This window comes from Hahella sp. HNIBRBA332, assembly GCF_030719035.1.
Classification (GTDB): domain Bacteria; phylum Pseudomonadota; class Gammaproteobacteria; order Pseudomonadales; family Oleiphilaceae; genus Hahella.
This window is the reverse complement of the sequence record NZ_CP132203.1, coordinates 6,532,501-6,547,444: the sequence shown is the minus strand read 5'-3', so window position 1 is coordinate 6,547,444 and position 14,944 is coordinate 6,532,501. Positions and strand designations below refer to the sequence as shown.

Below are 14,944 nucleotides of genomic sequence, written 5' to 3'. Positions count from 1 at the left end.
TGACTGATCAATAGAAGCGATCTTCTCGCCCCCTAGTTAATTCGGTTCGCAGCAAACATCCGCCCCATTCTTTGGTTGCGGATGTTTGTGAAGGTTAACGCCGCGTATTAATTGGCCTCGAGCTCGATATCGATACCCAAAGAGCGAATCTCTTTAACCAATACGTTAAAGGACTCTGGCATACCCGGCTCCATACGGTGATCGCCGTCTACGATGTTTTTGTACATCTTCGTACGACCATTAACGTCATCGGATTTAACAGTAAGCATTTCCTGCAACGTGTACGCTGCACCATATGCTTCCAGAGCCCAGACCTCCATTTCCCCGAACCTTTGTCCACCGAATTGAGCTTTACCGCCCAACGGCTGCTGCGTAACCAAACTGTAAGAGCCGGTAGAACGAGCATGCATTTTGTCGTCAACCAAGTGATTCAACTTCAGCATGTACATGTAACCTACAGTTACCTGACGTTCAAAGCGCTCGCCGGTACGACCGTCGTACAGCCAAACCTGCCCGCTGTCGTCCATATCCGCAAGACGTAGCATCTCCTTGATCTCTTTCTCTTTGGCGCCGTCGAAAACCGGTGTAGCCATCGGCACGCCTTTCTTCAGGTTGGCCGCCAACACTAGAACCTCAGAGTCAGACAATGAGTCTAAATCTTCGTTACGTCCGCCGATTCCGTTATAGATCTCGTGCAAGAACTTACGAATTTCCGCAGCCTGCTTTTGCTCCGCCAGCATACGGTTTATCTTGTCGCCAAGTCCCTTCGCCGCAGCACCCAAGTGAGTTTCGAGAACCTGTCCCACGTTCATACGGGACGGTACGCCCAGCGGGTTCAATACGATGTCGACCGGATTGCCTTGCTCGTCGTAAGGCATATCTTCAACTGGCTTGATCGCGGAGATAACACCTTTGTTTCCGTGTCTTCCCGCCATTTTGTCACCTGGCTGGATACGGCGTTTTACGGCAACATAGACCTTGACGATTTTTAAAACGCCCGGAGCCAAGTCATCACCTGACTGCAGCTTGCGCTTCTTATCTTCATAGCGGTCTTCGATACTCTTGCGACGCTCTTGCAACTGCCCTTCCGCCTTTTCAAGCAGTTCATTCAGTTGCTCGTCAGCCATGTTCAGCTTGAACCATTCCTCTTTCTCGAATGCGTTGAAGTGAACTTCTGTCAGCGTGTCGCCTTTCTTTAATCCAGGGCCGCCGATTACCGATTGCCCCAGTAATGCCGACCGCAAGCGCTCGAATGTTGCGCCCTCAACAATTTTATATTCATCGTTAAGGTCTTTACGGAACTTATTCAGTTCAGTTTGCTCGATCTCCTTCGCGCGCTGATCTTTTTCAACACCATCGCGAGTGAAGACTTGCACATCGATAACTGTTCCACGCATACCAGTCGATACACGCAGGGAAGTATCCTTCACATCAGACGCTTTCTCACCGAAGATAGCGCGCAGCAGTTTCTCTTCAGGAGTCAACTGGGTTTCACCTTTAGGCGTTACCTTGCCGACCAGGATGTCGCCCGGCTCAACCTCCGCGCCAATATAGATAATTCCAGAATCGTCCAGCTTCGCCAGTGCGCTTTCGCCCACATTGGGAATATCCGCCGTGACTTCTTCTGGCCCTAGCTTGGTATCCCTTGCAACGCATGTTAGTTCCTGGATATGAATCGTGGTGAACCGGTCTTCCTGTACGACTCGCTCAGAAACAAGGATGGAGTCCTCGAAGTTGTAACCATTCCAAGGCATAAACGCGATACGCATGTTTTGCCCCAGAGCCAACTCACCCAAATCAACAGATGGGCCATCGGCAAGTACATCACCACGTGCAACTTCGTCACCTTCCATCACCAGGGAACGCTGGTTTATACAGGTATTCTGGTTGGAGCGCTGGTACTTAGTAAGGTTGTAGATATCAACCCCAGCATCACCGGCCTCAGTTTCATCATCGCTCACGCGAACAACAATACGAGCAGCGTCAACGCTAACAACAACCCCACCGCGCCGCGCAACCACGCACACGCCGGAGTCCTGGGCCACATAACGCTCCATACCTGTACCAACCAGAGGCTTTTCCGCCTTCAGCGTAGGAACAGCCTGTCGCTGCATGTTCGATCCCATCAATGCTCGGTTAGCATCATCGTGCTCCAAGAACGGGATCAGAGACGCAGCTACAGATACAACCTGACGGGGGGATACATCCATCAGCGTCACTTTTTCAGGCGGCATTACGGTAAACTCGTTCTTATGACGAACAGTTACCAACTCGTCAATCAAGCGACCGTTTTCGTCAACTGCCGCGCTTGCCTGAGCAATGACATAGTCGCTCTCTTCAATAGCTGACAGATACTCAATATCGTCAGTCACCAAGCCATCCACAACCTTACGATACGGGCTTTCCAAGAAGCCGTAGGTATTTGTGCGGGCGTATGTCGCCAGTGAGTTGATCAAACCGATGTTTGGACCTTCAGGCGTCTCGATAGGACAAACACGACCATAGTGAGTCGGGTGTACGTCGCGCACTTCAAAGCCAGCACGTTCGCGTGTCAAACCACCAGGCCCCAACGCAGAGACGCGACGCTTATGCGTCACTTCAGACAGAGGGTTATTCTGATCCATAAACTGAGACAACTGACTGGACCCGAAAAACTCTTTTACTGCTGCAGCAACTGGCTTGGCGTTGATCAGGTCTTGAGGCATAAGCCCTTCAGACTCAGCCATGCTCAGACGCTCTTTCACCGCACGCTCAACGCGAACCAACCCTACACGGAACTGATTCTCAGCCATCTCGCCAACGGAACGAACACGACGATTACCGAGGTGGTCGATGTCATCCACAACGCCTTTGCCATTACGAATATCTATCAATGTTCTCAAAACATCAATAATGTCGGAATGGCTCAGAACACCCAGCCCCTCAGTTTCCTCACGCCCCAACCGACGGTTAAACTTCATGCGTCCAACAGCGGACAGGTCATAGCGCTCTTCGGAAAAGAAAAGGTTGTTGAATAGATTTTCCGCAGACTCTTTCGTCGGCGGCTCCCCCGGACGCATCATGCGATAGATTTCGACCAAGGCCTCTAACTGAGAACGCGTCGCATCGATTCTCAAAGTATCAGAAACGAAGGGACCACAATCCAAGTCGTTGGTATAAAGCGTCTCAATTCTCTTAATGCCCGCTTTTTCAATCTTCTCGATAACGTCGTCAGTAATCTCAGTATTACACTCAACAATAACTTCCCCAGTTGACGGGTCAGCAATATTAGTTGCAGTAACTTTGCCTAATAGATAGGAGCTTGGAACACGCAGACGCTTCAGGCCCGCCTTCTCCATTTGCCGAATATGTCTGGCCGTAACCCTACGCCCTTCTTCTACGATAAGGTTGCCTTCGTCATCTTTAATTTCAAAGATAGCGATATCGCCGCGCAAACGGCTAGGAACCAAATCCAGGAAATATTCGCCGCCTTCTACTTCAAATAGGCTGTTCTCGAAGAACATTTCGAGCATTTCGTCAGCCGCATATCCCAGTGCGCGCAGCAGGATTGTCGCTGGCAGCTTCCTGCGACGGTCAATACGAACGAACACGCAGTCCTTCGGATCGAACTCAAAGTCAAGCCAAGAGCCGCGATAAGGAATGATGCGCGCTGAGTAAAGCAATTTACCGGAAGAATGAGTCTTGCCTTTATCGTGGTCAAAAAATACGCCAGGGGATCTATGGAGCTGAGATACGATGACACGCTCAGTTCCATTGATAACAAAAGTCCCGTTTTCAGTCATCAACGGAACTTCTCCCATATACACTTCTTGTTCCTTGATATCTTTAATCGCCTTGGTGGACGACTCTTTATCGTAGATAATCAAGCGAACTTTAACTCTTAGGGGCGCTGCATAAGTAACGCCGCGCAGCTGACATTCAGCTACATCAAATACGGGCTGGCCCAGCCGGTAACTCACATATTCTAGGGCCGCATTTCCCGAAAAGCTGACAATTGGAAATACCGACTTGAACGCAGCATGCAAGCCGACTTCCTGCCGGTCTTCGACTGCTACGTCTTGCTGTAAAAAATCATGATAGGAGTCTAGCTGTATGGACAGGAGGTACGGAACGTCCATTACTGCTGGAAGCTTTCCGAAGTCTTTACGAATTCGTTTTTTCTCGGTATAGGAGTATGTCATCGATATTCCCCAGCTTTCTTCAAACTGACTCTGGTGTGCTCGAAGGAGTTCGACAACCGCAAATGCTTATTACGGTTCGTGCGAAATTTTGGTCGCAAAGTTATAGCTTGCACAACGGAAAACGGCTGACGTTGAATAAACGCCAGCCGAATTCTTCTTTAATAGCCTAAAGCTAGCAAAGTTTTACTTGAGTTCAACCGTAGCGCCGGCTTCTTCAAGTTCTTTCTTAGCTTTTTCTGCGTCGTCTTTGGAAAGAGCTTCTTTAACAGTTGAAGGCGCGCCGTCAACCAGATCTTTAGCTTCTTTCAGGCCCAGACCAGTGATACCGCGAACCACTTTGATCACGTTCACTTTCTTTTCGCCTGCAGACTGCAGAACTACGTCAAATTCGGTTTTTTCTTCAACTGCTGCTACTTCACCAGCAGCAGCAGGAGCTACTGCAATTGCTGCTGCAGCGGAAACGCCGAATTTTTCTTCCATTGCTTCAACAAGCGCAACTACGTCCATTACGCTCATTTCTGCGATTGCATTAAGGATATCGTCTTTTGACAGAGCCATTTCTAAAATCTCCTAAAAGCCAAAAATAAAAAACCGTTATGCCGCGTCTTGCTTCTTGTCGCGAACTGCAGCAACCGCACGAGTCACTTTCGAAGGAATTTCGTTTAGTGTACGTGCAAGCTTGGTGACAGGTGCTTGCATTACGCTCATCAACATCGCCAGAGCCTGATCCCTTGTCGGGAGTTTGGCCAGACGATCGATCTGATCAGCGCCAAGCATCTCACCACCAACAGCAAGAGCCTTGATTTCAAACTTGTCGTTTTCTTTTGCATAATCCTTGAGCAAACGAGCTGCTGCTCCTGGATCTTCCATAGAAAACGCCAAGATTGTGGGGCCAACAAAAGCTTCGCGCGCGCACTCGTACTCGGTGCCGTCAACAGCACGGCGAGCCAGAGTGTTACGCACAACCCTCAAAGAAACGCTTTCTGCACGAGCTTTAGCGCGCAGTTCAGACATCTTATTTGAGGTTACGCCTCTATAGTCGGCAATCACCAATGACAAGGCCTTACTGGCAGTCTCATTGACTTCAGCGACAATCGCTTTCTTGTCTTCGAGTCTAATTGCCACCGGATTTCTCCTATGTGTACCGGCCAAGCCGGTTAGTCGTACTATGTCTCACTGAGACGTTTACGGCTTTTAAGCAGGAAAACTACTATCAGCCGTCTGCGCAGGAACTTTTAATTTTCCCGGCTTACGCCGGGAAAAGCCTGCGGTCTTGGACAGCCTACGGCTTATGCCGAAAGACCACCAAAATCTTCATATTTATACAGCCAAGCTATTCTGATCAATCAACAGACCTGGGCCCATTGTTGATGAAAGAGTTACCTTCTTGAGGTAAACGCCTTTCGCTGAAGAAGGCTTAATTTTCTTCAGGTCAGCAATCAAAGCTTCCAAGTTCTGCTTGATGTGCTCCGCAGAGAACTCAACATTACCTAAAGGAGCATGGATGATGCCGTTTTTGTCTGTTCTGTAACGAATCTGGCCCGCTTTAGCATTATTAACTGCCGCTTCAACATCAGCAGTTACAGTGCCTACTTTAGGGTTAGGCATAAGACCGCGAGGCCCCAAAATCTGACCCAACTGACCAACAACACGCATAGCGTCCGGCGTTGCGATCACAACATCAAAATCCAAGTTGCCTTTCTTTACTTCTTCAGCCAAATCGTCCATACCGACGATATCAGCACCAGCTGCTTTTGCTTTATCCGCATTTGCACCTTGAGTGAAGACCGCAACGCGAACAGTTTTCCCTGTCCCGTTTGGCAGTACAGTAGAGCTACGGACTACTTGGTCTGATTTGCGAGCATCCACACCAAGGTTCACAGATACATCAATAGATTCTTTAAATTTCACAGAACCGGACAGCTCAGCTAAAAGGGTTACCGCCTCTTCTACACTGTACGCCTTACCAGCTTGTACTTTTTCACGAATCGCCTTTTGGCGCTTAGTCAACTTAGCCACGTTTTACTCCTCTACGTTCAGACCCATGCTTCTAGCTGTGCCAGCGATAGTTCGAACAGCAGCGTCGAGGCTACCCGCAGACAAATCAGGCATTTTAACATTCGCAATTTCTTCTAATTGCGCACGATTTACTGTACCTACCTTTTCTGTATTCGGACGGCCAGAACCGCTCTTAATACCAGCAGCTTTTCTAAGCAACACTGAAGCAGGTGGAGTTTTCGTAATAAACGTAAAGCTACGATCACTATAAACGGTAATTACAACTGGAGTCGGCAAACCAGGCTCAAGATTTTGCGTCTTGGCGTTGAACGCCTTACAAAATTCCATGATGTTTACACCATGCTGACCTAACGCAGGACCAACAGGGGGACTTGGATTAGCCTGACCGGCTTTTACTTGCAACTTAATATAGGCATTAACTTTCTTAGCCATTTTTCCTCCTAATGGGTTTAACGCACTTAGTGCTCCCCGAACAGACACAAAAAGCTCGCCCCACCTAAGGCGAAGCGAGCAGTCGTCATGCGAACATTAATCTTTTTCGACCTGACTAAACTCCAGGTCAACTGGCGTCGAACGGCCAAAAATAAGAACCGCCACTTTCACCCGACTCTTTTCGTAGTCCACTTCTTCAACCACGCCATTAAAATCTGCGAAAGGACCATCAATGACACGAACCACTTCACCAGCTTCAAACAATGTTTTTGGCTTAGGCTTATCAGCGCCACTTTCAACTCGACGAAGAATTGCCTCAGCTTCTTTATCGCTTATTGGCGCAGGCTTATCAGGAGTTCCACCTATAAAACCAAGCACACGAGACGTAGACTTAACCAAGTGCCAAGTATCGTCATTCATTTCCATTTGAACAAGCACATATCCAGGGTAGAATTTGCGTTCACTCTTGCGCTTCTTACCCTCTTTCATCTCTACAACTTCTTCTGTAGGAACTAAGATCTCTCCAAACTGATCCTCCATTCCTTTAAGCACTATGCGCTCCTTAAGGGAGCGCATAACATGCTTCTCGAAGCCGGAATAGGCTTGAACAACAAACCATCGCTTAGACAAAGGCCTTCTCCTACCCTATTAAGCCTGACACAAGCCAGCTGATCAGGGAATCAATGACCCATAGCAGCAACGCTACTACAAGGACAAAGACAACCACTATCAAGGTCGTCTGAGTCAACTCGGGCCTGGTTGGCCAAACCACCTTCCTTATCTCCACTCGAGCTTCTTTTAGCAAAACCAAAAAGGACTTACCTTTCTCCGTTTGCACAGCCACAAAGCCCGCAACTAGAGCCAAAGCAACAAGAGCAAGCACTCGATAAAGAAGTGACTGATCAGCGTAAAAGGAGTTACCAACAACCCCTACGGCAACCAAAGCAACAACAAGCAGCCACTTCAGCTTATCGAAAGCTCCAGAGCTTTTCTCTACGTTTGAAGACATAACCACCCAAACCCAAAATTTAAGGTGGCAGGCCAGGAGGGAATCGAACCCCCAACCTGCGGTTTTGGAGACCGCCGCTCTGCCAATTGAGCTACTGGCCTACCTTAAAAAAGGTTACTCGAAAATTTTAGCAACAACACCAGCGCCAACTGTACGGCCGCCTTCACGAATCGCGAAGCGCAAACCTTCTTCCATCGCGATTGGAGCGATCAGGCTGACTTTCATTTTTACGTTGTCGCCAGGCATAACCATCTCTACGCCTTCTGGCAATTCGCACGCACCAGTCACATCCGTTGTACGGAAGTAGAACTGAGGACGATAACCTTTGAAGAAAGGAGTGTGACGGCCACCCTCGTCTTTGCTCAGCACGTATACTTCTGACTCAAAAACGGTATGCGGAGTAATAGTTCCTGGCTTAGCCAATACTTGACCACGCTCTACGTCATCACGCTTGGTGCCGCGCAACAATACGCCAACGTTCTCACCAGCGCGACCTTCGTCCAGCAGCTTACGGAACATCTCAACGCCAGTACAGGTAGTCTTCGTGGTATCCTTGATACCAACAATCTCAACTTCCTCACCAACTTTGATAATGCCACGCTCTACACGACCAGTTACAACTGTACCGCGACCAGAGATAGAGAATACGTCCTCAATCGGCATCAGGAACGGCTTATCAATTGCACGCTCAGGCTCTGGGATGTACGCATCCAGAGTTTCAACGAGCTTCTTAACAGCACTGGTGCCCATGCCATTATCATCTTTACCTTCCAGCGCCAACAACGCGGAACCAACGATGATTGGAGTATCGTCACCTGGGAACTCATACTGGCTCAGCAGGTCGCGAACTTCCATCTCAACCAGTTCCAACAACTCTTCGTCGTCAACCATGTCCGCTTTATTCAGGAACACAACGATATATGGAACGCCAACCTGGCGCGCCAACAGGATGTGCTCACGAGTCTGAGGCATAGGGCCGTCAGCTGCGGAACATACCAATATAGCGCCATCCATCTGAGCCGCACCAGTGATCATGTTCTTCACATAGTCAGCGTGCCCAGGGCAATCAACGTGCGCATAGTGACGAATGGGGGATTCGTACTCAACGTGAGAAGTCGCGATAGTGATACCACGCGCCTTTTCTTCTGGAGCATTATCGATACCGTCAAACGCCACCGCCTGACCACCCCAAACTTCAGAACATACGCGGGTCAAGGCCGCTGTCAAAGTAGTCTTACCGTGGTCAACGTGACCAATGGTGCCTACGTTTACGTGAGGCTTACTACGCTCAAACTTTTCTTTTGCCATTTGACCATCCCCTAAAGAAATGCAGCAGCCGAGACTTCAGTGAATTAATTAGTGGAGCTCATGACCGGAATTGAACCGGTGACCTCATCCTTACCAAGGATGTGCTCTACCGACTGAGCTACATGAGCAAAACCAAAACCACAAAGCGTGGAGCGGGCAGCGGGAATCGAACCCGCGTCATCAGCTTGGAAGGCTGAGGTAATAGCCACTATACGATGCCCGCACTTGAATAAGTGGTGGAGGGGGCTGGATTCGAACCAGCGAAGCTTGCGCGTCAGATTTACAGTCTGATCCCTTTGGCCACTCGGGAACCCCTCCCAGACCAGGCTCACCCACCACAAGGTGAAACCCTAAAAAAATGGAGCTGGTGGACGGAATCGAACCCCCGACCTGCTGATTACAAGTCAGCTGCTCTACCAACTGAGCTACACCAGCTCTACATCTCGCCTGTTTCGCGAGGCCGCTATACTACGGAAGTTCCACACCCGATGCAATACTTTTACAAAAAATTTGTCTCTTATTTGTGTTTAAGTTTCTTTCATTCAAAACCCTATCCACCCTCGCCACTGTTTGAAGGTTCGCTTCATCTTTTGTAGCCACCCAATACTCAAGCCTTTCCTTTGGGACTTCCTTGATCTTAGCATCATAGCCCTCACTGATTCTCTGCTTTAACAAGCGGTTTGCCGAGTCCACATTTTTGAACAAACCCAAAGAAATACCATTTCTCAGCTCACCCTGGCTAATCAAATAGCTATCAATCTTCCTCACCTGAAGCTCCCTTAGCTTTATTATCGCCGTTTTACGACTCTCCATTGGCTCTAAATAGACCCAATACTCAGGCGCCAAACTAATATTCTTTGGAAATACGACAGACTCAACACTCCTTTTTGCCAAAGCCATTCTTAAGCCTTGGGCCTGAGCATCCTCTTCGAAAGGCCCCATCAAGAGACAAAATTTCTCGTCCTTTGAAGCCAGGGTTTCGGACCTCTTTTCTATACCGAGATCAACGACAGCCCTTTCCTCTTTCACATCGACTTCACTAAGCAAAGTTAAACGGTTGGCATCAGTTTCAGATAATGCAACCCTATTACGAGCCTCTTCCAACCCTTCTCGTTTTTGCAGTTCTAGCCATTGAACAGCAAAAACAAGCCCATTGAGCATAAGCAGAGAAATAAAGATCCAGCGCACAGGTTCAACCCCAGTCAATTCACAGGAACACCATTACCAACGATTCGCAACCCATCCAAAACCAAGTCTTCGATATAGGTATAAGCCTCATCATTTTCTAGTAAAGCCCTCACACCCCCACCAGTACAAACCATTCGACTTTCAACACAACTGCGAGCGATACTTAAAACAAATGCTTTCTGCATGTAAAACACCCCCCTCTCAATACACTCCCTGGTGGAGGAGCCTGGAACGAGCTCAGAGTCATACCCATAGCTCCCTTTAAGCGCCGCCGTATTCATGTTTAAAGACCGCAACATTAGCGCAGCCCCAGGCACAATGTAGCCCCCTTTGTGCACCCCAAATCTATCCACATAATCCACTGTTACTGCCGTACCACAATCAATAACACATAGATCTTCGGGATACTTACTATAAGCGGCAATTAAAGCCAACCACCGATCAACCCCCAACGAGGCATAATCCGCATAAGCGTTAACCAACGAGCCATATGAAGAAGTCGTTTTCGCCCAGAATACATTTGCAATTCCATTAAGGAGTTTTCGCAGCGAGTCGTTAACCTCTTCAGATGCAACGCTACTAACAAGAGCTCTATCGACCCCCTCGATAGGAACGCTCCACTTTATAGAAGTTGCGCCATAGACAACACTCCCGCGAGCAACTACTCGACCCGACTCAACGAGACGCCATTTTAACCCTGAGTTTCCCGCGTCAAGATCAAGCTCCCTCATGCAACCGGCCTAACTGTAATTTCCCCTCCGGCAAGAGATTTGACCAACCCATCTTCTCCCCGAACAAGAGCATACCCCTCATCGGAAACACCAATATACTCGCCCCCCCAGCACTGATCTCCGCTCGAGACCATAACCTTCCGCCCCTTAAGCAGATCATACTTATCCCACAACCCTTTCAAACCAGAAAAGCCCTCAGATTTATAAGATTCAAGACAAGACAAGATGGAGTCAACTAGAGCCACGCATAGCTGATTCCTCTCCACTTTTACCTCACACGCTTCGGACAAAGCCGTCCAAGGCTGATCAATAGCACTCCCTGCCTCCAACTCCATAAGCACATTAACCCCCAAGCCAATGATCACATGCACGGGCCCTTCCTGCTCCCCCTGCACCTCCAATAATAGACCCGCCAATTTTCTCTCCGAATACCAGACATCATTTGGCCACTTGAGGGAAACCTGTATGTTGCATATAGCTTTTATAGCGTCTGCAACAGCCGCCCCAATCGCAAGACTCAAACCATTTAGAACCGAAAACCCACCTGGGAGCCTGACGGCCACACTCATATAAATATTTTGAGCAAACGGACTAACCCATGCCCTACCCCTTCTTCCCCTCCCCGCAGTTTGCCTCTCAGCAAGCAGAATATCATAAAGACCAACAGGCAGATCCTTGCTACTTGCAAGAAGCTCGGCGTTAGTGGAGCCTACAGAATGCGCCACGCTAAACTCGCGCAACTTGCCCTTCCAGCGCACCTCTATGTCATTACGCAGCCGCACCCCATCAAGCAGGCACAAAGGACGCTCAAGCCGGTACCCTTTCCCTTTAATTGATTCAACCTTTAAACCATAAGCCGCCAATTGCGAGACATGCTTCCACACTGCAGTCCGCGTAACTCCCAAAAGCTCACCCAGCTCGACGCCGGAATGAAACTCTCCATCAGAAAGAATTTCGACTAATTTCTCATTCATACACAAAGCCTTTTCCCAGCCTCCCTTTTAAAAAGGAAGCTTTCGATTATGACAAAGTTCCCATTAGGCCAAAACCACTAAATCATGGAGGCGTCGCGCGCGCCAATTTCACTGGGCAGACATATCACTCACGCTCTAGCCAGTTGCACAGCCCATAGATCCATAGAGGCAGCTGAAGTGACTACACAAAAAGCAGGCCTCAAGACCTATGTAGCAGGCGTGGTCATTAACAGGCAACGCCCAAAAACCTCGACAGGAGTAACTTTTATCACGCTGGAAGATGAAACGGGCTCAATCAATATCATTGCTTGGAAAAAAACAGCGATGGCGCAGATGGACGTCCTCATCAAAGCGCGACAGCTAATGGTATACGGAGAGATCGATAAGGATGACGAAGGGAGCGTAGCGCACGTCATCGCCCATCGTTTGACGGACCTGACGCCGCACCTGGAGGAACTGGAGTCGCGATCAAGGGACTTTCACTGAGCTTGAAGGGTTTGTTTGTGGTAGATGAAGCGCTCTACGGGAATAGTAAGAGGGGCTCTGACGCCTGGCCTGGGCATAAACTCCAGGCATAAAAAAACCCGTCACGAGGACGGGTTCTTCGTATTAAGAGCCTGACGACGACCTACTCTTGCATGGGAATCCACACTACCATCGGCGCTGGACTGTTTCACTTCTGAGTTCGGAATGGGATCAGGTGGTTCCAGTCCGCTATGATCATCAGGCAAAACCGTTAAGCTTTGTCTTAGTTCTAGCTTGTCTAGTTGGCGCTTGGTCAGAAGACCTTTAACTTGGATAAGCAGTTATACTCAATCAATACCGGTAAATTACTTCGGTGTTATATGGTCAAGCCTCTCGGGCAATTAGTACTGGTTAGCTCAACGCCTCGCAGCGCTTACACACCCAGCCTATCAACCTCGTGGTCTACAAGGGCCCTTTAGGAGGATCAAGTCCTCAGGGAGATCTTATCTTGAAGGGGGCTTCCCGCTTAGATGCTTTCAGCGGTTATCCCGTCCGAACATAGCTACCGGGCAATGCGATTGGCATCACAACCCGAACACCAGCGGTTCGTTCACTCCGGTCCTCTCGTACTAGGAGCAACTCTCCTCAAATCTCCAACGTCCACGGCAGATAGGGACCGAACTGTCTCACGACGTTCTAAACCCAGCTCGCGTACCACTTTAAATGGCGAACAGCCATACCCTTGGGACCGGCTTCAGCCCCAGGATGTGATGAGCCGACATCGAGGTGCCAAACACCGCCGTCGATGTGAACTCTTGGGCGGTATCAGCCTGTTATCCCCGGAGTACCTTTTATCCGTTGAGCGATGGCCCTTCCATACAGAACCACCGGATCACTAAGACCTACTTTCGTACCTGCTCGACGTGTTTGTCTCGCAGTTAAGCGCGCTTTTGCCTTTACACTAACCGTACGATGTCCGACCGTACTTAGCGCACCTTCGTGCTCCTCCGTTACTCTTTTGGAGGAGACCGCCCCAGTCAAACTACCCACCACACAGTGTCCTCGACCGGGATTACCAGTCAGAGTTAGAACCTCAAACATGCCAGGGTGGTATTTCAAGGATGGCTCCACGAGAACTGGCGTCCTCGCTTCAAAGCCTCCCACCTATCCTACACAAGCAGGTTCAAAGTCCACTGTGAAGCTATAGTAAAGGTTCACGGGGTCTTTCCGTCTAGCCGCGGATACACTGCATCTTCACAGCGATTTCAATTTCACTGAGTCTCGGGTGGAGACAGCGCCCCCATCGTTACGCCATTCGTGCAGGTCGGAACTTACCCGACAAGGAATTTCGCTACCTTAGGACCGTTATAGTTACGGCCGCCGTTTACCGGGGCTTCGATCAAGAGCTTCGCTTACGCTAACCCCATCAATTAACCTTCCGGCACCGGGCAGGCGTCACACCCTATACGTCCACTTTCGTGTTTGCAGAGTGCTGTGTTTTTAATAAACAGTCGCAGGGGCCTGGTATCTTCGACCGCCTTCCGCTCCAGCCGCAGGGCCTTCACGTACATGACGGCGTGCCTTCTCCCGAAGTTACGGCACCATTTTGCCTAGTTCCTTCACCCGAGTTCTCTCAAGCGCCTTGGTATTCTCTACCTGACCACCTGTGTCGGTTTGGGGTACGGTTTCGTATTGCCTGAAGCTTAGAGGCTTTTCCTGGAAGCTGGGCATCAATCACTTCACTCTCTTAAAGAGAGTTCGTCATCACCCCTCAGCATTGTGTGTCCGGATTTGCCTAAACACACTGCCTACAGGCTTAAACCTGGACTACCAATCCCAGGCTGACCTAGCCTTCTCCGTCCCCCCATCGCAGCAATACAAAGTATCGGAATTTTAACCGATTTCCCATCGACTACACCTTTCGGTCTCGCCTTAGGGGCCGACTCACCCTGCGCCGATTAGCGTTGCGCAGGAACCCTTGGTCTTCCGGCGTGCGGGTTTTTCACCCGCATTATCGTTACTCATGTCAGCATTCGCACTTCTGATACCTCCAGCAGACCTCTCGATCCACCTTCATCAGCTTACAGAACGCTCCCCTACCACTCATCCATTGGATGAATCCGCAGCTTCGGCGCCATGTTTGAGCCCCGTTACATCTTCCGCGCAGGCCGACTCGACTAGTGAGCTATTACGCTTTCTTTAAAGGGTGGCTGCTTCTAAGCCAACCTCCTAGCTGTCTGTGCCTTCCCACATCGTTTCCCACTTAACATGGACTTGGGGGCCTTAGCTGGCGGTCTGGGTTGTTTCCCTCTTCACGACGGACGTTAGCACCCGCCGTGTGTCTCCCGGATATCACTCTACGGTATTCGGAGTTTGCATGGGGTTGGTAAGTCGAGATGACCCCCTAGCCCAAACAGTGCTCTACCCCCGTAGGCGTTCGTCCGAGGCGCTACCTAAATAGCTTTCGGGGAGAACCAGCTATCTCCGAGTTTGATTGGCCTTTCACCCCCAGCCACAAGTCATCCGAATCTTTTTCAACAGATTTCGGTTCGGTCCTCCAGTTGATGTTACTCAACCTTCAACCTGCCCATGGCTAGATCACTCGGTTTCGGGTCTACGCCTAGCGACTAATTCGCC

The 14,944-nt window shown here is 49.6% G+C and carries 12 protein-coding genes, 5 tRNA genes and 2 rRNA genes (1 of these 19 cut by a window edge); 1 reads left to right on the top strand and 18 read right to left on the bottom strand.

The genetic code is table 11. The features are described from left to right. Positions 1-107 precede the first annotated feature (107 nt). The 16 genes from rpoB to O5O45_RS29055 form a co-directional block, all read right to left on the bottom strand. A complete protein-coding gene (rpoB, locus tag O5O45_RS29130; RefSeq protein ID WP_305902786.1) occupies positions 108-4,181 on the bottom strand; it encodes a DNA-directed RNA polymerase subunit beta in 4,074 nt (1,357 codons plus the stop codon). Positions 4,182-4,364: 183 nt separating this feature from the next. Then, a complete protein-coding gene (rplL, locus tag O5O45_RS29125) occupies positions 4,365-4,739 on the bottom strand; it encodes a 50S ribosomal protein L7/L12 (protein WP_305902785.1) in 375 nt (124 codons plus the stop codon). 36 nt (positions 4,740-4,775) lie between these two features. Then, positions 4,776-5,306 (bottom strand): 50S ribosomal protein L10, encoded by a 531-nt coding sequence (gene rplJ / locus O5O45_RS29120; RefSeq protein WP_305902784.1) that lies wholly within the window; start codon positions 5,304-5,306, stop codon positions 4,776-4,778. Between the two features lie 195 nt (positions 5,307-5,501). Beyond that, on the bottom strand, positions 5,502-6,200 hold the full coding sequence (rplA, locus tag O5O45_RS29115) for a 50S ribosomal protein L1 (RefSeq protein WP_305902783.1): 699 nt from the start codon (positions 6,198-6,200) through the stop codon (positions 5,502-5,504). A 3-nt stretch (positions 6,201-6,203) separates the two neighbouring features. Continuing rightward, the gene (gene rplK / locus O5O45_RS29110; protein WP_011399931.1) at positions 6,204-6,632 is read right to left on the bottom strand and encodes a 50S ribosomal protein L11; all 429 of its coding nucleotides are present in this window, start codon (positions 6,630-6,632) and stop codon (positions 6,204-6,206) included. Positions 6,633-6,728: 96 nt separating this feature from the next. After that, positions 6,729-7,262 carry a transcription termination/antitermination protein NusG gene (gene nusG, locus O5O45_RS29105; RefSeq protein WP_305902782.1) on the bottom strand — a complete coding sequence of 178 codons (534 nt, stop codon included), beginning with the start codon at positions 7,260-7,262 and terminating at the stop codon, positions 6,729-6,731. A gap of 10 nt (positions 7,263-7,272) precedes the next feature. Then, positions 7,273-7,641: a preprotein translocase subunit SecE gene (secE, locus tag O5O45_RS29100; protein ID WP_305902781.1), complete on the bottom strand. Its 369-nt coding sequence runs from the start codon at positions 7,639-7,641 to the stop codon at positions 7,273-7,275. A gap of 25 nt (positions 7,642-7,666) precedes the next feature. After that, positions 7,667-7,742 (bottom strand) — tRNA-Trp (locus O5O45_RS29095). Between the two features lie 13 nt (positions 7,743-7,755). Further along, positions 7,756-8,949, bottom strand: a complete 1,194-nt coding sequence (tuf, locus tag O5O45_RS29090) for an elongation factor Tu (RefSeq protein WP_305902780.1) — start codon at positions 8,947-8,949, stop codon at positions 7,756-7,758. A 52-nt stretch (positions 8,950-9,001) separates the two neighbouring features. Next, positions 9,002-9,077, bottom strand: a tRNA-Thr gene (locus tag O5O45_RS29085). Between the two features lie 20 nt (positions 9,078-9,097). Next, positions 9,098-9,172, bottom strand: a tRNA-Gly gene (locus O5O45_RS29080). An 11-nt stretch (positions 9,173-9,183) separates the two neighbouring features. Then, positions 9,184-9,267 (bottom strand) — tRNA-Tyr (locus tag O5O45_RS29075). A gap of 41 nt (positions 9,268-9,308) precedes the next feature. After that, positions 9,309-9,384, bottom strand: a tRNA-Thr gene (locus O5O45_RS29070). 33 nt (positions 9,385-9,417) lie between these two features. Beyond that, the gene (locus O5O45_RS29065; RefSeq protein WP_305902779.1) at positions 9,418-10,137 is read right to left on the bottom strand and encodes a hypothetical protein; all 720 of its coding nucleotides are present in this window, start codon (positions 10,135-10,137) and stop codon (positions 9,418-9,420) included. 14 nt (positions 10,138-10,151) lie between these two features. Then, positions 10,152-10,868, bottom strand: coding sequence for a type III pantothenate kinase (locus tag O5O45_RS29060; RefSeq protein WP_305902778.1), 717 nt, complete (start codon positions 10,866-10,868; stop codon positions 10,152-10,154). After that, the gene (locus O5O45_RS29055; protein ID WP_305902777.1) at positions 10,865-11,842 is read right to left on the bottom strand and encodes a biotin--[acetyl-CoA-carboxylase] ligase; all 978 of its coding nucleotides are present in this window, start codon (positions 11,840-11,842) and stop codon (positions 10,865-10,867) included. The genes O5O45_RS29060 and O5O45_RS29055 overlap by 4 nt, the downstream gene beginning before the upstream one ends. Positions 11,843-12,019: 177 nt before the next feature. Here O5O45_RS29055 and O5O45_RS29050 point away from each other — a divergent pair, with 177 nt between their 5' ends. Further along, positions 12,020-12,328, top strand: a complete 309-nt coding sequence (locus O5O45_RS29050; RefSeq protein ID WP_305902776.1) for an OB-fold nucleic acid binding domain-containing protein — start codon at positions 12,020-12,022, stop codon at positions 12,326-12,328. A gap of 129 nt (positions 12,329-12,457) precedes the next feature. Here the strand turns inward: O5O45_RS29050 and rrf are convergent. Continuing rightward, positions 12,458-12,570 (bottom strand): 5S ribosomal RNA (gene rrf / locus O5O45_RS29045). 117 nt (positions 12,571-12,687) lie between these two features. Beyond that, a 23S ribosomal RNA gene (locus O5O45_RS29040) occupies positions 12,688-14,944 on the bottom strand; it runs 634 nt beyond the window's last position.